The sequence below is a fragment of the Nitrobacter hamburgensis X14 genome (assembly GCF_000013885.1).
In the GTDB taxonomy this organism is placed as follows: Bacteria; Pseudomonadota; Alphaproteobacteria; order Rhizobiales; family Xanthobacteraceae; genus Nitrobacter; species Nitrobacter hamburgensis.
Genome location: NC_007964.1, coordinates 258,764 through 281,549, shown reverse-complemented (window position 1 = coordinate 281,549; position 22,786 = coordinate 258,764). Strand labels below are relative to the sequence as shown.

General features: G+C 65.0%; 15 protein-coding genes and 1 pseudogene. 10 read left to right on the top strand and 6 right to left on the bottom strand.

What is annotated here, in order from left to right; translation table 11 throughout:
- Positions 1-111 precede the first annotated feature (111 nt).
- From NHAM_RS01265 to NHAM_RS01255, 3 genes are all read right to left on the bottom strand, one after another.
- Positions 112-729, bottom strand: a complete 618-nt coding sequence (locus NHAM_RS01265) for a PAN domain-containing protein (RefSeq protein WP_011508855.1) — start codon at positions 727-729, stop codon at positions 112-114.
- Positions 730-840: 111 nt separating this feature from the next.
- Positions 841-2,211, bottom strand: coding sequence for a glutamate--cysteine ligase (locus NHAM_RS01260; protein WP_011508854.1), 1,371 nt, complete (start codon positions 2,209-2,211; stop codon positions 841-843).
- Between the two features lie 100 nt (positions 2,212-2,311).
- Entirely contained in the window at positions 2,312-2,800 is a 489-nt protein-coding gene (locus NHAM_RS01255; RefSeq protein WP_011508853.1) for a MarR family winged helix-turn-helix transcriptional regulator, read from the bottom strand.
- Positions 2,801-3,233: 433 nt separating this feature from the next.
- Here NHAM_RS01255 and NHAM_RS01250 point away from each other — a divergent pair, with 433 nt between their 5' ends.
- The 4 genes and pseudogenes from NHAM_RS01250 (at position 3,234) to NHAM_RS01235 (ending at position 9,816) form a co-directional block, all read left to right on the top strand.
- On the top strand, positions 3,234-6,494 hold the full coding sequence (locus NHAM_RS01250; protein ID WP_011508852.1) for a tetratricopeptide repeat protein: 3,261 nt from the start codon (positions 3,234-3,236) through the stop codon (positions 6,492-6,494).
- A gap of 82 nt (positions 6,495-6,576) precedes the next feature.
- Positions 6,577-7,687: pseudogene (locus tag NHAM_RS01245) on the top strand (IS5-like element ISNha7 family transposase).
- Between the two features lie 408 nt (positions 7,688-8,095).
- Positions 8,096-9,022 carry a sulfite exporter TauE/SafE family protein gene (locus NHAM_RS01240; protein WP_011508851.1) on the top strand — a complete coding sequence of 309 codons (927 nt, stop codon included), beginning with the start codon at positions 8,096-8,098 and terminating at the stop codon, positions 9,020-9,022.
- Positions 9,019-9,816 (top strand): TIGR02186 family protein, encoded by a 798-nt coding sequence (locus NHAM_RS01235; RefSeq protein WP_011508850.1) that lies wholly within the window; start codon positions 9,019-9,021, stop codon positions 9,814-9,816. The genes NHAM_RS01240 and NHAM_RS01235 overlap by 4 nt, the downstream gene beginning before the upstream one ends.
- A gap of 57 nt (positions 9,817-9,873) precedes the next feature.
- On the opposite strand, the gene NHAM_RS01230 is transcribed toward NHAM_RS01235, so the two are convergent.
- Positions 9,874-10,812 (bottom strand): DMT family transporter, encoded by a 939-nt coding sequence (locus tag NHAM_RS01230; RefSeq protein ID WP_011508849.1) that lies wholly within the window; start codon positions 10,810-10,812, stop codon positions 9,874-9,876.
- Positions 10,813-10,909: 97 nt separating this feature from the next.
- Between NHAM_RS01230 and NHAM_RS01225 the strand changes: the two genes are divergently transcribed.
- On the top strand, positions 10,910-11,773 hold the full coding sequence (locus NHAM_RS01225; protein ID WP_011508848.1) for a LysR family transcriptional regulator: 864 nt from the start codon (positions 10,910-10,912) through the stop codon (positions 11,771-11,773).
- On the opposite strand, the gene pdeM is transcribed toward NHAM_RS01225, so the two are convergent.
- The gene (gene pdeM / locus NHAM_RS01220; RefSeq protein WP_011508847.1) at positions 11,774-12,469 is read right to left on the bottom strand and encodes a ligase-associated DNA damage response endonuclease PdeM; all 696 of its coding nucleotides are present in this window, start codon (positions 12,467-12,469) and stop codon (positions 11,774-11,776) included.
- 40 nt (positions 12,470-12,509) lie between these two features.
- Complete coding sequence (locus tag NHAM_RS01215; RefSeq protein ID WP_011508846.1) at positions 12,510-15,071, bottom strand: ligase-associated DNA damage response DEXH box helicase; 2,562 nt, start codon at positions 15,069-15,071, stop codon at positions 12,510-12,512.
- A 302-nt stretch (positions 15,072-15,373) separates the two neighbouring features.
- Here NHAM_RS01215 and NHAM_RS01210 point away from each other — a divergent pair, with 302 nt between their 5' ends.
- The 5 genes from NHAM_RS01210 (at position 15,374) to NHAM_RS01190 (ending at position 22,677) form a co-directional block, all read left to right on the top strand.
- Entirely contained in the window at positions 15,374-16,732 is a 1,359-nt protein-coding gene (locus tag NHAM_RS01210) for an outer membrane protein (protein WP_011508845.1), read from the top strand.
- Between the two features lie 81 nt (positions 16,733-16,813).
- Positions 16,814-17,365: a GNAT family N-acetyltransferase gene (locus NHAM_RS01205; protein ID WP_011508844.1), complete on the top strand. Its 552-nt coding sequence runs from the start codon at positions 16,814-16,816 to the stop codon at positions 17,363-17,365.
- Between the two features lie 113 nt (positions 17,366-17,478).
- Complete coding sequence (gene htpX, locus NHAM_RS01200; RefSeq protein WP_011508843.1) at positions 17,479-18,402, top strand: zinc metalloprotease HtpX; 924 nt, start codon at positions 17,479-17,481, stop codon at positions 18,400-18,402.
- Between the two features lie 245 nt (positions 18,403-18,647).
- Positions 18,648-19,592, top strand: coding sequence for an OmpA family protein (locus tag NHAM_RS01195; RefSeq protein WP_041357540.1), 945 nt, complete (start codon positions 18,648-18,650; stop codon positions 19,590-19,592).
- A gap of 259 nt (positions 19,593-19,851) precedes the next feature.
- Entirely contained in the window at positions 19,852-22,677 is a 2,826-nt protein-coding gene (locus NHAM_RS01190) for a PAS domain-containing hybrid sensor histidine kinase/response regulator (protein ID WP_011508841.1), read from the top strand.
- The last annotated feature ends 109 nt before the right edge of the window (positions 22,678-22,786 follow it).

Sequence of the window (22,786 nt, the reverse complement as noted above, 5' to 3'; positions counted from 1 at the left end):
GGGAATTCGTCGTCATTGCGAGGAGTTCAGGGCGACGCGCCGCGTCGTCCCGCCAGCGACGAAGCAATCCAGTCCATCGCATCGCTTGCGCAAGAATGACGCGACCAGCTCCTAACGCACCACCCCGGACGTAAAGCCTGGTCTGCGGCGCGGCGGCTTGATTTCCTTTTTCAGGAAACATCGCGCGGCTTTTCCGGCATAGCCCGGCCGCGCATAGGTCCATGCCCGGCACTTGCTGTCGGCATCGCACGCATGGCGGCAGATCTGGTCGGCGTCGGCTCTTTCGTCTTTCTTGATTTCGAAGCCGCGATAGTCGCCACCGGAGCGATCGGTCGAGGTTTCGACCGGACCGATCCGTCGCTCGATCACGCCCGCGCCACGCACGCCGGACACGCAACACGGATTCGCGATCCGCGGCGCGACGGCATTCTTGAGCCAGCACACCGCCGTCTCCGACCGTTCGCTGGGATAGCTGAAGCTCCAGGCGCGGCAGCGGCGATCGCGCTCGCACGCCAGCGCACAATCGGCCGGATCGCCCGACCGCAGCGGCATTCGCAGATAGTCGGCGCCGGGCCGGTCGAAATTGGTCTGGGCATGTGCCGGCGGCGCCACTGGCCCGGCTATCGACGACAACGCAGCCAGCAGGATCAGGCCGACTTTCAACGCATGGACTTTCAACACATGCCGCAAAACAGCGTATCCTGAAGGAAGAGCGCGGAGTGGGCTCATTAGATCGCCACCTTGATGTACGGTGGATGAACGATTCCGTCGTGAAGCCGTCGCGCACCCGCCGGTCAAATCGCTGATTCAGGGTTGATCGACCCTCGAACTTTATCCGGTCTAGAAAGCGTATTCGCTGTAGGCCGGTTCCACCGATCCTCCCCATGCGCCGTTGAATTTCTCCAGCATCTCCTCGGCGGGAGAACGGCCTGAATCCAGAATTTGATCGAGCGGCTCCAGATGCCGCGACTCGTCGCGGCCGAGATGATCGACATGGCCGCGCCGGCGCAGGCCCGCATGCGCCAGCACCAGGCACTCCCTGGCGATTTCGAACAGGTAGCGACCCTTGATCCGCGCCTTGAAGCCCATGCGCGAGACGTCGTCGCGCAGCGCCTGGCGTTCCTGCGCATTCCAGCGCTTGGCAATGTCCCAGGCCGCCTCGAGGCTAGTGGTGTCGTAGAGCAATCCGACCCAGAACGCCGGAAGCGCGGGCAGGCGTCCCCACGGCACGCCGTCGGCGCCGCGCATTTCCAGATAGCGCTTCAATCGCACCTCGGGGAAAATGGTCGACAGATGATTGGCCCAGTCCGACAAGGTCGGCCGCTCGCCGGGGATGGCCTTGTTCCTGCCGTCGAAGAAATCGCGGAACGAGGAGCCGGACACGTCGATATAATTTTCGTCGCGCTTGACGAAATACATGGGAACGTCGAGCGCGTAGTCGACCCAGCGTTCGAATCCCATGCCGTCCTCGAACGCCCACGGGATCATGCCGGCGCGGGCGTTGTCGGTGTCGCGCCAGATTTCCGAACGGAACGACAGGAAGCCGTTCGGCTTGCCTTCGGTGAAGGGAGAATTTGCGAACAGCGCCGTCGCGACCGGCTGCAACGCCACGGAGACCCGCAGCTTCTTGACCATGTCGGCTTCGGACGAGAAGTCGAGATTGGTCTGCACCGTGCAGGTTCGCAACATCATGTCGAGACCGTACTGGCCGACCTTCGGCATGTAGCCGCTCATGATCCTGTAGCGGCCCTTTGGCATCATCGGAATCTGCGCCCGCGACCACGACGGCGTCATGCCGAGGCCGAGAAACCCGATGCCGAGCGGTGTCGCGATCTCCTTGACCTGCGCCAGGTGCGCGGCGAGCTCCGCCTGGGTCTGATGCACCGTCTCGACCGGCGCCCCCGACAGCTCGAACTGTCCCCCCGGCTCCAGCGAGATCGCACCGCCGCCGGTGACGTCATGGAGACCGATGATATTGCCCTGCTCCATGATCGGCTCCCAGCCGAGCAGGAGCTTCATGCCCTCGAGCAACGCGCCGATGCCGCGCGATCCTTCGTACGGCACGGGGTCGTGGCCTTGAAGCGTGAACGGAGTTTTTTCGTGCTCGGTGCCGATGCGGAATTCGGATGCGGGCTTCACGCCGGCTTCCAGCCACGCCACGAGTTCGTTGCGTGATTGCAGCGGCGTCATATCGATCTGGTCACGCGCCATGAAAGATCCCGGTGTGGGGCGTTTCGATCGAACGCACGCGGTGGCGGTTTCAAAGAATGCTGAGCCGAATGACCCGCAATCGCGGAAGGTGAAAGAGACATCATCGCGCGGACGCACCGTCTCTCACAGCAAGCGCCTGAGCCTCATTGCAGGAACAACCGAGCCGGTCAAGCAGCCCGCAAAGCTTCGTGGCGTCGGCGTCGGAGAGTTTGGAGCCGACATGCTTTTCGATCGCCGCCGAATAGGCCTGCCACATCCTTTTCTGCAACGCCCGTCCGGCGTCGGTGATCGCGACGAACTGGCCGCGCTTGTCGACCTTGCATTCGCGCCGCACCGCCAGCCCCTCGTCCACCAGGCGGTCGATCAGGCGCGAGGTCGCGTATTGCGGCCGCAGCATCTGCTTTTCCAGTTCGACCGGCCGCAGTTCGCCTGCCGGCGCGCGCGACAATTCGAACAGCGCGTCGTAGCAGGCCAGCGGCGGAAAACCCGCCTTCTTCAACTCATGCTCCACCGTATCCAGCACCCGGCTCTGCACGCGCATCAGGCGGATCCAGGCAGCGGCCGCCTCGATCGACGGTTTGCGTCTCATCGTGAAGTCCCTGTGTCCCACCGGCAGCTTACCGCACTCGATGCAACTGCATCAATCTTGACCCAGTCAGGCCGATGCATTGGATCGTCTCGCCCGACGCGGCCGACCTCCGCGAGGTGCCCGGCTCGCCGGTCGGCAGCAGTTCACGACGGCGCGTTCAAGGCGCGCGAAGAAAGGCAAAAATCAATCAAAGGGCGTACTTATACAAATATACAATCTAAGGATGCGTCGGGATCGGAACCGCGGCATCCATATCACCAAAAATGCAACTTTTAGCGGTAGCCGCCCAACTCCTTAACCCGTTGTTTACCGTAACACGAAAAGGTCGGGCCTCAGAGGCAGACGACCCGCGCCGGTTTCGATTGTCTATTCAAGGGCCGCGCGGGGAACCTGAGGGCGCATCTAATGCGCCGGTCGGACACCGGACGAAAGCATGAATTCGCGCGGATCGTGGAGCGAAGACGGGATCGAACCATCCGTTCGCGAGCGGGCCGAAGCCGCTGCGCGGCGCGCCGGCGTGTCCCTGAACGAGTGGCTCAGTTCCACGGTCGGCGGCGCCATGCCGGATTCCCGGTTGGCGCAGTCCCCGGTCCCGAGCCAAGACAGCCACCAGGACAACCACGACGTCGCGGACATCCATCAGCGGCTCGATTCCATCACCCGCCAGATCGATCAGTTGTCGAGTCCGGCCACGCGCGGCGAACCCGCCGTCGCCCGCCAGCTCAACGACGCCATTTCGCGGCTCGATGCCCGGCTCGCCCGGGTCTCCGCCCAGGCACCCGCAGATGACTCGCAGCACCGCGCCGACAGGGTCGAGCGCGCCGCAGCCGAGGTCTACAGCCGGTCGCCGAGGCCCGATGTCGCCTCGCTCGAATTCGCGATCGCGGAAGTCGCCGCGCGCCAGCATGAGCTCGACGGCGCAGGCGCGATGCCGCCGCGCAGTTCACCGCCGGTCGTGCCGGCGATGACAACGTCGCGGCCGGCGCCGGATTTTTCCGGCCTCGAACAGCAACTCTTCAAGATCACGAGCCAGATCGAATCGCTGCAGCGCCCGGACGGGATCGAGCAGTCGATCGCCGCATTCCGCAGCGAGCTTGCCGGCATTCGTCACGTCATTACCGAGGCGTTGCCACGCCGCGCGATCGAATCGATCGAAAACGAGATTCGCTCGCTATCGCAGCGCATCGACGACGTCCGCCAAAACGGCAGCGATGGCCAGGCGCTGGCGAATATCGAACGCGCCCTCAATGAGATCTACGACGCGCTGCGATCGCTGAAACCGGCGGAACAGCTTGCAGGATTCGACGAGGCGATCCGCAATCTCGGCAACAAGATCGATACGATCGTGCGCAGCAGCGGCGACAGCGGCATGATGCAGCAGCTCGAGAACGCGATCGGCGCGCTTCGCGGCATCGTCTCCAACGTCGCCTCCAACGATGCGCTGGCGCGGCTCAGCGACGATCTCACCCTGCTGTCGTCGAAAGTCGATCAGCTCGGTCGATCCGAGGGCAACAGCGATTCGTTCGCCGCGCTCGAACAGCGCGTCGTCGCCGCGCTGACGGCGACCCTGGAAAACCGCGAACGTCCCGCCTCCGGCGGCAGTTCCGAGCAGCTTGAAGAGGCGGTGCAGGCGCTGTCCGACCGTCTCGACAGTTTGCCGGCCGGCCACGACTCGTCATCGGCGCTGGCGCATCTCGAACAACGGGTCTCGCTGCTGCTCGAACGCCTGGAGACCGCCGGCGGTCATTCGGGAACCAATCTCGCAGGAACCAACCTCGGGCGCGTCGAGGAAGGCTTGCAGGACATCCTGCGCCACCTGGAACGGCAGCAGGCCGGGCTCGCGGCGCTGACCGAAAGCGGCCCGCGCAGCACCGGCCCGACCATGGACAGCGAGGTCGTCGAGGCGATCAAGCGCGAACTGTCCGAGATGCGATTCTGCCAGTCGGAAACCGACCGCCATACTCAGGATTCACTCGAGGCCGTTCACAACACGCTCGGGCATGTGGTCGATCGACTGGCGATGATCGAAGGCGACCTGCGCGCGGTCCGTGCGATGCCTGCGGCCCAGGCCGGGCCAGCTCGCGGCGCGATACCGGAACCGCCGGCGGGTCTGCCGCCAAGGCCCGAATTGCCGAACCCCGTGCTGTCGCAGATGGCGGCGCCGCAGCCCGCTGCGGCAGCGTCGGCATCAGCGTCGATCCCGCCGCGCGCGATCGGCGACATCCTGATTTCGAGAGACACCTTCGACCCGGGGCACGGCCCGCAATCCGCAACCGTGCGCCCGCCGCAACCGCGCCCCGCGATCGATCCGGACCTGCCGCCCGATCATCCGCTGGAACCCGGCACCCGTCCGGAGGGACGCCCGGCGTCGCCGTCGGAGCGTATCGCTGCCTCCGAAAGCGCGATCGGCGACATCGCCGAACCGCCGCGCGAGCAATCGGGTTCATCATTCATTGCTGCGGCGCGCCGGGCCGCGCAGGCGGCGGCCGCCGCGGCGCCGTCGTCCGACAAGGCTGGCCGGACCAAGGTCGCCATCGAACCGGCGCGGCCCGCCACAGGCGGGTCCAGTATCACCTCCAAGATCCGCTCGCTGCTGGTCGGAGCGAGCGTGGTGGCGATCGTGCTCGGCAGTTTCCAGCTCGCAATGTCGCTGTTCGATGGAACCTCGCGCACGGCCGTCAGCGAGACCAGCCCGGTCGCCGCGACCGCGGCAAAGCCGCCGGCCGACGCCGAAGCCGCACCCGCACCCGCGACCGCGATTCCGGCGATGCCGTCGATGACCTCGCCGACGCCGATCGACCGCCAGTCGATGATTTCGCCGCCGTCCGGCGGCAGCGTGGCTCCGGCCGAATCCCCATCGGACACGGCGCCATTGAGCCGGCCGGAGACCGCATCCACTGAGGTCACCGGCACGATCCCGGTCGCGCCCACATCCGTCCCGCTCGAGCGGGTCGCAATTCCCCGTTCGGAATCCCTTCCCGACAGCATCGGCGGCCCAATGTTGCGGACCGCCGCGCTCCACGGCGACGCCGCGGCGGCGTTTGAAGTCGGCGTCCGCTATGCCGAAGGCAAAGGCGTTGCCGTCAATTACGACGAAGCCGCGAAATGGTACGATCGCGCGGCGCAGGCCGGCGTCGTGCCCGCCATGTTCAGGCTCGGCACCCTGCACGAAAAGGGCCTCGGCGCGAGCAAGGACGTCGATGCGGCGCGGCGCTATTACATGCAGGCGGCCGAGCGGGGCAATGCCAAGGCGATGCATAACCTCGCCGTGCTCGACGCCGACGGCGGCGGCAAGGGCGCCAACTACACGAGCGCGGCGCAATGGTTCCGCAAGGCGGCCGAGCGGGGCGTCGCCGACAGCCAGTTCAATCTCGGCATCCTCTATGCCCGCGGCATCGGCATCGAACAGAACCTGGCGGAATCCTACAAGTGGTTCAGCCTCGCCGCCGCCCAGGGCGACGCGGATTCCGCGCGCAAGCGCGACGAGGTCGCCAAGCGCCTCGATCCGCAGTCGCTTGCCGCGGCCAGGCTGGCGGTCCAGACGTTCACCCCCAAGCCCCAGCCCGACGATGCCGTCAAGGTCGTAAGCCCCGCCGGCGGATGGGACGGCGCAGCCGCCATGCCCCAGGCCAAAACCAAGACGGCCCGGTCCGCGACGGCCAAATCTGCGATGGCCAAGCAGGCCGTGCGTTAATCCTAGCAGGCTGTTGAAGAAGTCTCTGGCGCAGCGGTTCTGGGCATGATTCTCTTGATGCGGATGCGTCGAGGGGGGAGCGATGCGGGGAAGCGACGAACGGTCAGGCTCGCTGTTCAGCTATGTGGACTTGGAGGCTCGGATTCGCTCCGACCATCCGCTGCGAACGATCCGACAGATCGCGAACGCGGCGTTGAATGATCTGTCGAGGGACTTTGACAAGCTCTACACGGCGTTCGGCCGTCCCTCGATCGCACCGGAGAAGCTGCTTCGGGCAATGCTGCTGCAGGCATTCTACGGGATCCGCTCGGAACGGCAGTTGATGGAGCGGCTGGAGTTCGACCTGCTGTTGCGCTGGTTCGTGGGCTTGGGCGTGGACGACCCGGTGTGGGGACCACTCGACCTTCTCGAAGAACCGCGACCGATTGCTTGAAGGTGAGATCGCCGCGAAGTTCTTGAACGCGCTGATGGGGCAGCACCAGGTCAAGCGGCTGTTATCAAGCGAGCATTTTTCGGTCGACGGCACGCTGATCGAGGCGTGGGCATCGATCAAGAGCTTCCGGCGCAAGGACGGCGGTGACCAGGACAGTGATGGACCGGGACGCAACGCCGAGCGCAGTTTCCACAACGAGAAGCGCTGCAACGAGACGCATCAGAGCACGACCGATCCCGAGGCACGGCTCTATAAGAAGGGCGGCGGCCAGCCGGCGAAGCTTTGCTACATCGGCCATGCCCTGATGGAGAACCGCAACGGACTGGCGGTGCTGGGTGGCGTGAGCCGGGCGACCGGAACGGCGGAGCGGGATCAGGCGTTGGCGCTGATCGACTGCCACCGCGGCCAAAGCGAGCGGCGGATCACGCTGGGCGCCGACAAGGCCTATGACGTCACCGCATTCGTCGAGGACTTAAGACGGCGTTCGGTCACGCCGCACATCGCCATCGACGGGCATTTGAGCAAGACCGGAAAGCCGCGCAAGACCGCGATCGACCAGAGGACTCTCCGTCATGCCGGATATGCCGTCAGCCAACGCTGTCGCAAGCGCATCGAGGAGGTGTTCGGCTGGATCAAGGCCTCCGCCGGACTTGCCAAGATCAAGCTGCGAGGCCGCGACCGCGTCAACGCCACCTTCACCCTGGCGCTGGCGGCCTACAACCTGATCCGCTTGCCCAAACTCCTGGCAGCCGCCGCGTGAAACACAAGTCGTGCACCGTCAAGATGCTCGATCAGGACCCTGATGGTGGCGCCGCCCGCAGATCACGCTGACTCCATTCCATATCCGTCTCCGTGGGAAACTTCTTCAACAGCCTGCTAGAGCGTTTTCGCTTCTGATGGAATCAGAAGCGGGCTCTATGATTTTGATTTGACGCGTTTTCTTGACGCGAACCGGTACCCGCTTCGCTCGAAAACGCTCTAATTAATTCACCACCTTCGGACCTGATCGGGTAGTCGGGCGGAAAAGCCGGGCCGTCCCGAATTCTTTAACCCCTGCCGCTGATGATTTCGGTTATGCAGGAGACGCGGCCCAGCGACCGCGCCGCGACTGACGGTCCATGCTGCGGAAGGCGCCGGCCGGCCGCGGTCAAATTCGAAATGAACGCGCGTGCAGCTCTATCTCCCGATCGCCGATCTTCCGGTCAACGTGTTCCTCATCCTGGCGATGGGCGCGGCGGTGGGTTTCGTATCCGGCATGTTCGGCATCGGCGGCGGCTTCCTGATGACGCCGCTGCTGATCTTCGTCGGTATCGCGCCGGCGGTTGCCGTTGCAACGGTCGCCAGCCACATCGCCGCCTCCTCCTTCTCCGGCGCCCTATCCTATTGGCGCAAGCGCGCGATCGATCCGATACTCGCGCTGGTGTTGCTCAGCGGCGCCATGGCCGGAACCATGCTCGGCGTCTGGACCTTCACGCTCCTGCGCTCGCTGGGCCAGCTCGATCTCTTGATCGCGCTGTCCTACATGGTGCTGCTGTCCGGCGTCGGCGCAGCGATGTTCTGGGAGGGGCTGCGCGCCATGCTGCGGACCCGCCAGGGCCAGACCGTTCCGCTGCGGCGCTCGGGCGGGCATGGCTGGATTCACGGCTTGCCGCTGAAAGTCAGATTCAAGCGGTCCAAGATCTACCTGTCGGTCATCCCGGTCGTTGCCATCGGCCTCTTCATCGGCTTCATCGGCGCAATCATGGGCATCGGCGGCGGCTTCATTCTGGTGCCGCTGCTGATCTACCTGCTGCGCGTCCCGACGTCGACCGTGATCGGCACGTCGATGATTATCACCCTCATCACCATGACGTTGGCCACGGTGCTACACGCCGCCACCAATCATCTCGTCGATGTCGTGCTGGCGTTGATCCTGATGACCGGCGGCGTGTCCGGCGCGCAATTTGGCGCCCGCGCCGGCCAGCGCATTCGCGGCGAACACCTGCGCCTGCTGCTTGGGTTGTTGATTCTGGCGGTCGGAATCCGCTTTGCGGTCGAATTGGGCATTCGTCCCGCCGATCTTTACACCGTCCGCGAAACCATGGGCGGCCCATGAGGACGCGCGCGGCCTGCTCGACGATAGGACTGATGCTGGTGCTGCTGCTCGGCTCGACCTTCGTCGCGGGCGATGCGCGCGCCGAGCATCTGATCGTCTCGGTGTCGAACCATCGCGTCACCGTGACGCCGAACTATTCCGGCGAGGAACTGGTGCTGTTCGGCTCGATCGAGCGCGACGGCGGTGCGCCGGTTCCGCGCGCCGGCTACGATCTCGTCGTGACTATCAGCGGCCCGCGCGTCGACATGGTCACGCGCCGCAAGGAACGCACGCTCGGCATCTGGGTGAATGCCGATTCCCGGCAATTCCTTCAGGTCCCGTCCTATCTTGCGGTGTTCGCCAACCGGCCGCTGGACAAGATCGCCGCGCCCGACATCCTGCGCCGGCAGCAGCTTGGACTGAACAACGTGCTGCTGACGCAGCGCGTCGGCCCCGACTACGCCGACGTGGTGGCAAGCGATCCGTTCCGCCGCGCCTTCATAAGGCTGCGCGCCGAACACGGGTTGTACCGCGAGAACACCGCGGCCGTAACCTTCCTGACCCCGACCCTGTTCCGTGCCGGCATCCCGCTGCCGGCAGAGGTGCCGACCGGCACCTACACCATCGGAATCAAGCTGCTCGCCGGCGGCGCGCTGATCGCAAAGACCGATACGGCGTTCGAAATCGTCAAGGTCGGCTTCGAGCAGTTCGTAGCCACCGCCGCCCGCCAGCACGGTTTGATCTACGGCCTGGCGACGGCGCTCATGGCGCTGACGGCGGGCTGGATGGCGTCGATCGTTTTCCGCAAGGACTGATGGTCACAGCGGTGGGGCCGCCGATCGCGTCATGCGAAGTCTCGTCATGGCGGCCTCCTAACTTGCATGCTGCGCTGGACCGGCCGCGGGACGGGTGACGAGGTAGATGCCGAGCGCCACCGGGACAATGCCGAGGAGGTCGCGCGCCGCGACATGCTCGCCGAGCACCAACCAGGCGAACAGTATGGCGAGCGGCGGCATCAGGAAGTGATAGGCGCTCGCCGCGGTCGCGCCACAGACCTTGAGCAGATGGAACCACAGCACATAGGCCAAGATCGAGCCGCACAGCACGAGATAGACAAAGGCCGCCAGCAGGCGCCAGCTCGGCACGATGTCACTGACATCAGACAGCGCCGACGCGAACGGCAGCAGCGCCAGACCACCGGCCAGACTCTGGACACCGTTGCCGAGCCAGAGGTTGCCCTTCGGAGCCAATACCTTGAACAGAATCGTGCCGGCGACGATCGAGGCCAGCGACGCCAGCGTGAATAGGATTCCGTGCAGGCTATCGGTGCCGACCGACATGCGATGCCACACGATGAAGGCAACGCCGGCGATGCCCAGCAACAGCCCCATGACCTTGCGCCAGGTCAAACTCTCGCCAAGAAAGACCGCGGCCAGCACCGCGGTGAATACCGGGTTGGCGCTGACGATCAGGCCGCTCAGACCGGCCGAGACGGTTTGCAGGCCGGTGTAGCCGAGGCCGAGATACATTGCGTTGTTGGCGACGCCGAGCACCGCGAAAATCGCGACATCGCGGCGGGAGAGCGACCAGCCCTCGCCGCGCAGGACGGCAATCCCGAAGATCAGGATGCCCGCCAGCAGGAAGCGTGCCGCCAGCAGGATCAGCGGCGGACAATCGGTGACGCCGACCTTGCCGGCGACGAAGGCGAAGCTCCACAGCAGGCAGAACGCGCCGATGGCCAGCGGCAGCGTGTTGAAGGCGGGGCGCGGGGCGGCGGCGGGCGAGGCAAGGGATGAAGGAACGACGGTCATTGGGAAGTCTCCTTTGCCCGTGATGTAGGCCACCGCCTTGTCATTTGGAAATTAAATGATAAAATCATAGCCAGTGGTTTTTTGAATGGTGAGTGCCGTGCTTGATCTGGAGCTGTTGCGCAGTTTCGTGTCGGTCGTCGATGCCGGGGGCTTTACCCGCGCCGGTGAGCGCGTCCATCGCACCCAGTCGACCGTCAGCCAGCAGATCAAGCGGCTGGAGGACGACTTCGGCCGCCCCCTGCTCAACCGTGTCGGCAAGAAAGTCATTCCCACCGAGGACGGCGAGTTGCTGTTGGCTTATGCGCGAAGACTGTTGGCGCTGGCGGAAGAAACCCGCGACGTGCTGGCGCGGCCGAAAGGCGACGGCGTCGTCCGGCTCGGAATTCCGGAGGATTTCGCCGCCTATCGCCTGACCGAATTGCTGGCGAGTTTCATGCGGTCGCGTCCCGGCCTGCGGCTCGACGTCCGCGCCGACCAGGGCAAGTATCTCCGCCGCGAGCTTGAACGCGGCGAACTCGACCTGGCGCTGCTCAAGCGGCCGGCCGGCGAGAAGGGCGGCATCAGCACCTGGCCGGAACGCGTCCATTGGGTGACGAGCAAGGCCCATCCCGTCAATCCGGCAACCCACTCCGTTCCGCTGATCGGTTTTCCGCCGGGCTGCCTGTATCGGGCGGGCGCCATTCACGCCATCGAAAGCGCAGGCCGCGCCTGGCACATGGCCTACACCAGTTCGAGCCTCGCAGGCATCCAGGCCGCGGTCGCCGCCGGTCTGGGTTTAAGCATTCTCTCGGAGATCGCGATCCAGCCCGGGCATCGCGTCCTGACAGCGAAAGACGGTTTTGCGCCGATCGACAAGACCGAAGTGGCGCTGGTCGCAGCGCCGGAGGCGAGCCCGGCCACGCTGCGCGTTGCCGACCTGCTGGCGGATTTCTGCAATTCGGTACAGAAGGCGGCGGCGTAATCAGTAACACCGCGCTGCGGCGATCGCGTGCATGCGCCTGTCGCCGAGCACATGCGCGATGAAATCGGCCGAGAAGAGTCTGGCGAACGCCTCGTCGCGAATGCTCAACCCCCCGGCGTAGGCGCCGAACGCCGGCATCACCACACGCGCGCCGTCGCTGGCGAAACAGCGCCGCTCGATCGAACGGCCGCGCGTCGAGACCCGCGCCTTGGGATGCAGGTGGCCCGCGATTTCGCCGAAAGCACCGGTCGGCTCATGACGAAACACGATTGCGCCGATCGCGACCTCGCTCGCGATCGCGCCGCCGAGATCATCCGGCAAGGCCGGATCGTGATTGCCCGAAATCCAGATCCAGTCGCAGCGCGCCTGCAAGGCCGAAAGCGCGTCGCGATCAGGCGCGATCAGGCGTTCATGCGCATCGCGATCGTGAAAACTGTCGCCGAGCGCGATCACCGTGCGCGGGTCGAACCGTGCGACGACGGCCGCGAGCCGACCGAGCGTCGCCACCGTGTCGTAGGGTGGCAGCAGCACGCCGCGCATGGCGAAGCTCGAGCCCTTTTCGAGATGCAGGTCGGACACCACGAGCAGGCGCTCGTGTTCCCAATAGAGCGCGCCCGAGAGATCGGCGACGAAAGAGACGCCGGCGACGCTGACAATTTCTATGCGCGCTGTCATGGCCGGGACGAGCCCGGGCATGACGACAAAGGCATCTCATGATCGCGCAACTTCATCGTAATCATGTTCCCGTCGCCTCGCGCACCAGTTCCTCCGCAGCTTCGGCCAGCAGTTCGTCCGACGCCTCGCCATAGATCGCCTCGCGGCCGATCTCCAGCATCACCGGCACCGCCAGCGGCGAAATCCGGTCGAGCGGCTTGTGGGTGATCCGGCCCCTGATCCGCGCCAGCATATCGCTTAAGCGGCGGATATCCAGCAACCCGGCCGCTGCATCGGTACGCGCCGCGCGCAACAGCAGATGATCCGGCTGATGCTTGCGCAGCACGTCGTAGACGAGATCGGTGGAGAACAAAACCTGCCGCCGGGTCTTCTCATCAGAAGTCGAGCGCCGCGCGATCAGCCCGGAGATGATCGCGCAACTGCGGAACGTGCGCTTCATCAGCGCCGATTCCGCAAGCCATGCCTCAAGGTCGTCGCCGAGCATGTCCGGATCGAACAGCGCATCCAGATTCAACCGACCCTGCCCGATCATCGACGAAGTATCGCCGAGCATCCAGACCGCCAGCGCATATTCGTTGGCGACAAAGCCGAGCGGCCGCACGCGCATCCGCTCCAGCCGCCGCGTCAGCAGCATTCCGAGCGTCTGGTGCGCGAGCCGCCCCTCGAACGGATAGCAGACGAGATAGTGCTTGCCGGCGCGCGGAAAGGTCTCGACGACCATCTCGCGCGCGTGCGGCACGCGCGAAAAATGCGACTGCAGCGACAGCCATTGCCGTACCTGATCCGGCAGGCTGCTCCATGCGCGCTTGTCGTCGAGCAGGTTGCGGACCCGTTCGGCCAGATAGGTCGAGAGCGGGAACTTGCCGCCCATGTAGGACGGCACCTTGGGGCTGTCGTCATTGGCGCGGGAGACATAGACCTGATCTTCCACCAGCACCTCGTAACGCACGATCTCGCCGCCGAATACGAAAGTATCGCCGACAACGAGACCTTCGATGAAGTATTCCTCGATCTCCCCGAGCATGCGGCCGCCGCGCGCAATAGTGCCGGTCGAACCTTTACCCCGGTTTTGGCCGCCGTGCCGCGAGCGCACCAGCTTCACCTTCAGCATCGCCTCCTCGACGATGGTGCCGACGTTCAGACGATAGCTCTGCCGTACCTTTGGATTGGCGACGCGCCAGCGCGATTCGGAAGAATTTGCCTTATCCTGCCTGATACGCGCGAAACGCTCGTAGGATTTCAGCGCGTAGCCGCCGGTTGCGACGAAATCGATCACGTCATCGAAATCGGCGCGCGTCAGCGCCGCATAGGGCGCGGCGGTCCGCACCTCATCGTAGAGTTGATCGGCATGAAACGGCGCGCCGCAGGCGCAGCCGAGCACGTGCTGGGCCAGCACGTCGAGCGCGCCGGTGCGCAATGGCGGCGTATCCTGCGCGTTCTCGTTCACCGCATCGATGGCGACGCGGCACTCCAGCACTTCGAACCGATTGGCCGGCACCAACACCGCGCGCGAGGCCTCATCAAGACGGTGATTGGCGCGGCCGATCCGCTGCATCAGCCGCGACGCGCCCTTGGGCGCGCCGATGTTGATGACCAGATCGACGTCGCCCCAGTCGACGCCGAGATCGAGCGACGAGGTACAGACCACGCCGCGCAGGCGGCCTTCCGTCATGGCCTGCTCCACCTTGCGGCGCTGCGCGACATCGAGCGAGCCGTGATGCAGCGCGATGGCGAGACCGTCGTCGTTGACACGCCAGAGATCCTGGAACAGCATCTCGGCCTGGCTGCGGGTGTTGACGAACACCAGCGTGGTCCTGTTGCGCCTGATGAGATCGTAAATCTCGCCCAGCGCATGGCGCGCCGAATGCCCGGCCCACGGCAGCCGTTCGCGGGTGTCAAGCATCTCAACGATCGGGGCGGCGGCACCGCCGGCCACAACGATGTCGGCCGAGACGATTTTGCCTTCCGGCTGCGGCACCAGAAACCGCGCCAGCGACTCCGGCTCCGCCACCGTCGCCGACAATCCGATCGTGCGCATCCGCGGCGCCAGCCGCCACAGCTGCGCCAGCGCGAGTGACAAGAGATCGCCGCGTTTTGAGGTCACCAGCGCATGGAGTTCGTCGAGCACCACGCGCTGCAACGACGAAAACAAAAACGGCGCATCGTCGGAGGCGAGCAGCAGCGCCATCTGTTCAGGCGTCGTCAGCAAGATGTCCGGCGGATAGCGCCGCTGGCGCTGCCGCCGTAACATCGGCGTATCGCCGGTGCGGGTCTCGACCTTGATCGGCAACGTCATCTCGGCGATCGGCGCTTCCAGATTGCGGGCGATATCGACCGCCAGCGCCTTCAACGGTGAGATGTAGAGTGTGTGGAGACCTCGAGTCTCACTTCCCTCTGCCCCCGTGGGAGAGGGAAAGCAAGAAAGCTCCACCAGCGTCGGCAGAAACCCGGCCAGCGTCTTGCCGGCGCCGGTGGGCGCAATCAGCAGCGCCGAGCGGCCGGCGCGGGCCTTTTGCAGCAACGCCAGTTGATGCGCGCGCGGCGACCATCTCCGCGCCGCGAACCAGCGCAGGAAGTCGTCGGGCAGCGCAGGCTGCTCCTCCTCGCGATCAGCGATTCCCACGCCCCCAGAGGTAGGCCGTCCCGCTTGCCCGGTCGAGGCCGGGAACGATGCCCGCCTCCACCACGGAAGCGAATCAGGGCACGCCCCGCAAACCGGGCCGGTCCGCCTCGCTCGCCCGCGTTCACCCGTTCGGGCGCCGCCGACAAAACGGCGCGGTTGCCCGGAATCGCCATCCCGGACACTGATTTTGCGGGATTTTCGGCCTTGCAAGGCATCATTCCGGGCAAGTGTGGCTACCGAACCACAGACAAGCTACCCGTCGCGGCGTACAGTTCCGAAGTCATTTGAAGATGGGGACCATAATGAAAAGAATTTTGCTTGGCGTTCTGCTGGCCGGCACTGCGATGAGCGCCCAGGCGGCCGATCTCGCACCGCGTCCCTACACCAAGGCTCCAGTGATGGCCCCAGTCTATGACTGGACCGGCTTTTACCTCGGCGTGAACGCCGGCCTCGGGCTTGGCCGCGACCGGACCGTGAATGATTTCGGCGACGGCACGGGAAATTCAACGTATCTGCAGCCGCTCGGCGCCATCGGCGGCGGCCAGATCGGCTACAACTGGCAGACCAATTCGTTCCTGGGTCCTCTGGTGCTCGGCGTCGAAGCCGACATCCAGGGTGCGGACATGACCGACAATCGGACCAACATAAACGGCGTGCAATACAACCAGAAACTCGACTGGTTCGGCACGGCGCGCGGCCGCATCGGTCTGGTCAACGGCCCGACCCTGACTTACCTGACCGGCGGCTACGCCTACGGCAATGTCAGCACGAGGGGGGTCGCGGACGGGGTGCCGTTCGCGTTCAGCGGCAACCGCAGCGGCTGGACCTGGGGCAGCGGCGTCGAAGCCGCGCTCGGCGGTAACTGGACCGGCAAGATCGAGTACCTCTATGTCGATCTCGGCAACCGCACCGACGTGTTCGACGGCGGCGCCCAGGCGCTGCACTCCGAACTGCGCGAGAATATCTTCCGCGCCGGCCTGAACTATCGCATCGGCGGCAACAGCACCTATGCCCCGGTCGCGACCGCCAACTGGAACGGATTCTATCTCGGCGGCAATGTCGGCTCCGGCACCGGCCGCGATCGCACCACGGTTACCAACCTTGCCACCGGCGAAAGCGCGGCGTTCAATCTCGCGCCCGACGGTTTCATCGGGGGCGTGCAGGCCGGCTATAACTGGCAGGCCGGCAACATCGTCTATGGCCTCGAGACCGACTTCCAGGGCTCGACGATGGAGGACAACAAGACCTGCATCGGCTGCGAACCGGGCGCCTCGCTCAACTTTAATGCGAAGCTGCAGTGGCTCGGCACCGTGCGCGGCCGTCTCGGCTACGCGGTCGGCCCGTCGCTGTTCTACGCCACCGGCGGTTTCGCCTACGGCAACGTCAAGACCGCGATCAATGAGGTGAACTTCTCGGATACCCGTACCGGCTGGACCGTCGGCGGCGGCATCGAGACGCCCTTCACCCTGTTCGGCCTGTTCGGCCCGAACTGGACCTCGACGACCGAATATCTCTACGTCGACCTCGGCAAGTCCACCAACGGCTTTACGCTCGCCAATACCACGGGCGAGCCTGGCGCGCTGCAGACAGGCGTGCAGGAGCACATCTTCCGCACCGGCCTGAACTATCACTTCAATACGCCGGTGGTTGCGAGATACTGATCGCGCCAGCGTCGGACTTCAAAGCCCCGGCCTTTCGGCCGGGGCTTTTTCTTTTGCGTATGCCAACAAAATCTTCGCGCCATGCCTGATCCCGTGATCCGCGCCGCCAATGAGGCCGACCTTCCCGCCATCACCGCAATTTACGACCATGCCGTCCGTTTCGGCACCGCGACCTTCGAGCTTGATCCGCCCGATCTCACTGAGATGACGCGGCGCTTCGGCGCGCTCCGGGACGGCGGTTTTCCTTATCTGGTCGCGGAGCTGGCGGGGGCCGTGGTCGGCTATGCCTATGCCGGTCCCTATCGCCCGCGGCCGGCCTATCGCTTCACTGTGGAGAACTCGATCTATCTGGCGCCCGCCAGCCATCGCCGCGGCGTTGGAATTCAGTTGCTGCGCCGCCTGATCGCCGAATGCGAGGCGCGCGGCTATCGCCAGATGATCGCCGTGATCGGCGATTCCGCCAATGCGGGATCGATCGGCGTGCATGTCCGCGCCGGCTTTAAGATGATCGGCACCCATCCCTCGGTCGGCCTCAAGTTCGGCCGCTGGCTCGACACCGTGATGATGCAGCTCGCGCTCGGCGACGGCAGCGCGACGATTCCCACAGGCGAGGCGACGCGCAACCCGGGCTGACGAAGAAGTAACTTCGACGGTTCCGCGACGGGCCGCCGCACTTGCGCGCCCCGATCCGCAATTCCCATGTTCTGTGGTGCCGGCCCGGTATCTCCGGCGATTGAGGGACCCCGATGAGCTATTTTCGAACCGCGATCCTGCTGGCGGGCCTCACCGGCCTATTCATGGGCGTGGGCTATCTGATCGGCGGCGCCGCCGGCGCGATGATCGCGCTCGTTGTCGCGGCCGCGACCAATATGTTCGCCTATTGGAACTCCGACCGCATGGTGCTGTCGATGTACGGCGCCCACGAGGTCGATGCCGGCACTGCGCCCGATCTGCATCGGCTGGTGGCCGAGCTTGCCGCGCGCGCAGCCCTGCCGATGCCGCGGGTGTTCTTGATGGACAATCCGCAGCCCAACGCCTTCGCCACCGGCCGCAATCCGGAGAATGCCGCCGTGGCTGTGACCACCGGACTCATGCAGTCCTTGCGCCGCGAGGAACTGGCGGGCGTGATCGCGCATGAACTCGCGCACATCAAGCATCACGACACGCTGCTGATGACGATCACCGCAACCATCGCAGGCGCGATCTCGATGCTGGCGCAGTTCGGCATGTTTTTCGGTGGCGGCAACCGCGGCAACAACGGACCCGGCATCATCGGTTCGCTGGCGATGATGATCCTCGCGCCACTCGGCGCCATGCTGGTGCAGATGGCGATCAGCCGCACCCGCGAATACGCCGCCGACGAGATGGGCGCGCGCATCTGCGGCCAGCCGATGTGGCTCGCCTCGGCGCTGGCCAAGATCGACGATGCCGCGCATCAGGTGCCGAACAGGGAGGCGGAACGCGCGCCCGCCACCGCGCACATGTTCATCATCAACCCGCTGTCGGGGCACGGCATGGACAATCTGTTCGCCACCCATCCTTCGACCGAAAACCGTATCGCGGCGTTGCAGAGGCTCGCCGGGCAGTCCGGCAGCGCCACCCCGGATCCGGCGCCAGCGCCGCGCGGCCCGTGGAACGGTGGAGCCCCCCGCCGTGGTCCGTGGGGTTAAGGAGCGCGGCGTTCAGGATCAACCGATCGAGGGAGCAGCGCTAATCGCGTATGTCGGCGTCGCGTCTCCATCGGTTCAAAGGATTTGCAGTATTTTTTCAAACCGATTTCTCGGCGCGATCTTGCCTTGTCAGCGAGTGACAAATCGGCTTGGTGTGATGCTTTGCCAGAGCGGGATGAGGAAAAGTGTGTAGCGGTTTTCCGCCCGCATCCCGCTTCTCGAAATATTGGAATGGATCACACGGAATGTTTAAGCGAATTGCGATGCTGGCTATTGCGATGGGTTTGTTCGGTGCGATTGCCGCCCACGCCGACGCCACCATTCCCAGCAAGGATATTGCCAACGCCCGGGACAATGCGCTGCTGAAGCGTTACGAAGGCTCGTTCATCATGAGCTATGAGAAGCTCGCCTTCACCGATTTCAAGGTGCCGCTGTCGAAACTTGAAAAGGCCGGCAACGATCGGCGCGATCGCATGAACAATCAGGTGTTCAAACCCAAGGAGGAAATCGAGATTGAGGGCGCGCGCACGCGCATTGCTTATTTGCTGCCGGCCGAGCGCTCGCCGCTCGAGGTGTTGCGCAACTATCAGGACGTGGTGAAGGCGGCCGGCGGCGAGGTGCTCTACGCCTGCAAGGGCGAGGAGTGCGGCGGCGACCCGGAGCGTTCCAGCGATGGCGGCGGCGACGGCTATGTCACGGTGCAAGCCTTCCAGCTTAAGGACGACCTCTACTGCAAAGCGCTCAACGAACGCACGGTGGCGCTGGTCCATATCGTCGAGCCGAAGCCGCGCGAGCAGAAGATGGTGGTGGTGAAGGCCGACGAGATGGCGCGGAGCATCGGTGCGACCGGCCGCATCGCGCTCTATGGCATTTTCTTCGACACAGCCAAGGCCGACCTCAAGCCGGAATCGAATCCGACGCTGGCCGAAATCGCAGGCCTGCTTAATGCCGATCCGAAGCTCGCGGTGCTGATCGTCGGCCACACCGACAATCAGGGGGCGTTCGACTACAACCTCGACCTGTCGCGCCGCCGCGCCGAGGCTGTGGTAAAGACGCTGGCGGCGAACTTCAGGGTCGAGCCCAGGCGGCTGCGCGCGGCCGGGGTCGGCATGATGGCGCCGGCGGCCTCGAACGACGCCGAGGACGGCCGGGCCAAGAATCGCCGGGTGGAAGTGGTCAAGCTGAACTGACGGCTACCCCGTCCGCCGCGTTCATGACCTGCGACGTCAGGGCGTGCTGACGTTATCCCGAGAGATCGTGCGGCGAATTCGCCGCGCGGGGAGGCAAAAGAAGTTGCCAGCCAGAAGGCGTCGGCAACCAAACCCTGCCGTCTGCGAACTATGATGGAACCAAATAGCGAGATACGGCGTTTCCTACCGATTGTGACTTGGTACCCGGTGTCTGGGAATCACCCCTGCGGACCGGCCTGCCCAACAACCTGTCCGTTCGATGCTGGAGAAGGAAAGTGTAGGTCTGGAGGCTTTCCTCGCCGGCGGCGGGGAAATGGCCGATTTGACGCGCCGGTTCGACTGGGCCGGCACATCGGTCGGTGCTCCCGAGATCTGGCCCCAGAGTCTGCGCACGGCGGTCCGCATCATCCTCAATACCAACCACCCGATGTTGATCTGGTGGGGGCCGGACCTGATCCAGTTCTATAATGATGGCTTCCGCCAGACCCTGGGGCCGGAACGGCATCCCGGCGCGCTCGGCGAGAGGGGCCGGGACTGCTGGGGCGAGGTCTGGGACATCGTCGGTCCCCAGATTGAACACGTCATGGCCGGGCGCGGTGCGACCTGGCATGAGGACCAGCTCGTTCCGGTCACGCGCCACGGCCGGCTGGAGCAGGTCTATTGGACCTACGGCTTCAGCCCGATCGATGAAGATCACGGTGTCGGCGGGGTGCTCGTGGTGTGCCGCGACGTCACCCGCGAACATCTTGCCAAAGTCGCCTTGCAGGAACGGGAGACCGAGCTTGCTCGCGTGCAGGCGATCGGCCGGATCGGCGGCCTCGAGGTCGATCTGCACACCGGTCATCGCAGTCGCAAGTCGCCGGAGTATCTGAAGATACACGGCCTTCCGCCGGAAGCCGTCAACGAAAGTCATGAGGACTGGCTGCGTCGCGTGCATCCCGATGACCGCGCGGTCGCCGAAGGGCAGTTCATCGATGCGGTGCGGGGCGGTGATCGCGAGTATGCGGTGCGCTACCGCATCATCCGGCCGAGCGACGGCGAGACACGCTGGATTTCCGCGCGATCGGTGATCGAGCGGGATGCCGACGGCAAGGCCATCCGGCTGTTCGGCGCGCACACCGACATCACCGATCAGGTCGAGGCGGTGCGCGCCATCCGCCAGCGCGAGGAGGAATTCCGCGCGCTTGCGGAGGCGCTGCCGCATCACGTCTGGACGGCAAAGCCCGACGGCGAGCTGAACTGGTGCAATACGCGCGTCTACGACTATGTCGGCGCGAAGCCGGACGAACTCGTCGGCAACGACTGGAACAAGGTGGTCCATCCGGACGACGCATCCGCCGCGGCCGCGGCGTGGACCCATGCGGTGGCCACGGGCGACCCTTATGAGATCGAATTCCGGCTGCGCGGCGCCGACGGCAGCTATCACTGGTTTCTGGCGCGCGCGGTGCCGGCGCGCGACGAAGACGGTCGTATCACCCGCTGGATCGGCACCAACACCGACGTCCACGATCAGAAACTGTTCGCAGGCAAGCTCGCAGAACTGAACGCGACACTCGCCGAGCGCGTCGAGGAGAAAACCCGCGAGCGCGACCGGATCTGGAACGTGTCGCAGGACCTGCTGCTGGTCACGGACCACGACGGCATCTGCCGCTCCGTCAATCCCGCCTGGACGAGGACGCTCGGCTGGAGTGAGGCCGTGCTGCTGGGGCGCACAGCCGAATGGATCGAGCATCCCGACGACATCATAAAGACCCGGGTGGAGGTCCGCCGCCTCGCGCGTGGCAAGGCCACGGTACGATTCGAAAACCGGCTCCGTCACAAGGACGGTTCATACCGGTGGCTGTCCTGGACCGCGGTCCCGGATCAGAACCTGATCTACGCCGTCGCGCGCGACATCACCGCGGAGAAGGCCGCGACCGAACGGTTGAGGGCCGCCGAGGAGGCGCTGCGTCAATCGCAGAAAATGGAGGCGGTCGGCCAGTTGACCGGCGGCATCGCCCACGATTTCAACAACCTGCTTACCGGCATCGTGGGCTCGCTGGATCTGATGCAGACGCGGCTCAATCAGGGGCGGACCGATCGCGCCGGACGCTACATCGAGGCCGCGATGGCCTCGGCCAATCGGGCCGCGGCGCTGACGCACCGGCTGCTGGCGTTCGCCCGCAGACAGCCTCTGGTGCCGAAGCCGGTCGATGCCAATCATCTCGTCCTCTCGCTGGAAGACCTGCTGCGCAGGACCATCGGCGAGGCTATCGATCTGGAGATCGCGCCGTCCGGACGGCTGTGGCAAACGCTGTGCGATCCGAATCAGCTCGAAAGCGCACTGCTCAATCTCGCCATCAATGCGCGGGACGCCATGCCCGGTGGCGGCAAGCTCGCGATCGCGACGGCGAACATGACCGTCGGCGCCGCCGATGCCGGCTCCTCCGCCGTGCGGCCGGGCGACTATGTCTGCATCACCGTCACCGACACCGGAACGGGCATGACCGCCGAGGTCGCGGCGCGCGCCTTCGATCCTTTCTTCACCACCAAGCCGATCGGCCAAGGGACCGGACTCGGACTGTCGATGATCTACGGATTCGCGCGGCAATCGAACGGCCACATCGCCTTCGATACTGCGCCAGGACGGGGCACGTCGATCAGGCTTTGTCTGCCGCGCCATGATGACGTCGCCGAGGCCGATCAGGCTTCGCCCGCCAACAAGGACAGGACCGCGGCCACCGGTGAAACCGTGCTGGTCGTCGAGGATGAACCGGTCGTGCGCGGCGTCATCATCGAAATGCTGCACGATCAAGGCTATCTGACGCGCGAAGCCGCAGACGGGGTTGCGGGCTTGCGGATTCTGCAACTGGACAAGCCCGTCGATCTCCTGCTGACCGACATAGGGCTGCCCGGCATGAACGGCCGCCAGCTCGCGGATCAGGCGCGGGAGCTGCGACCGGATCTGAAAATCCTCTTCATGACCGGCTATGCCGAAAACGCCGCGAACGCCGAAGGTTTCCTCCTGCCCGGCATGGACATGATCACCAAGCCGTTCGATCTCGGCCATTTGTCGCAGCGCGTGCGGGACATCATTTCCGGCTGAAATGATTTCAGAATGATTTTCTTGTCAGGCCATGCGCCTCCCCGGAGTGTGTCACATTCGATTTCGTTCCATCCGCCGCCATTTTTTACAATCGGAACTGCCGGAACGA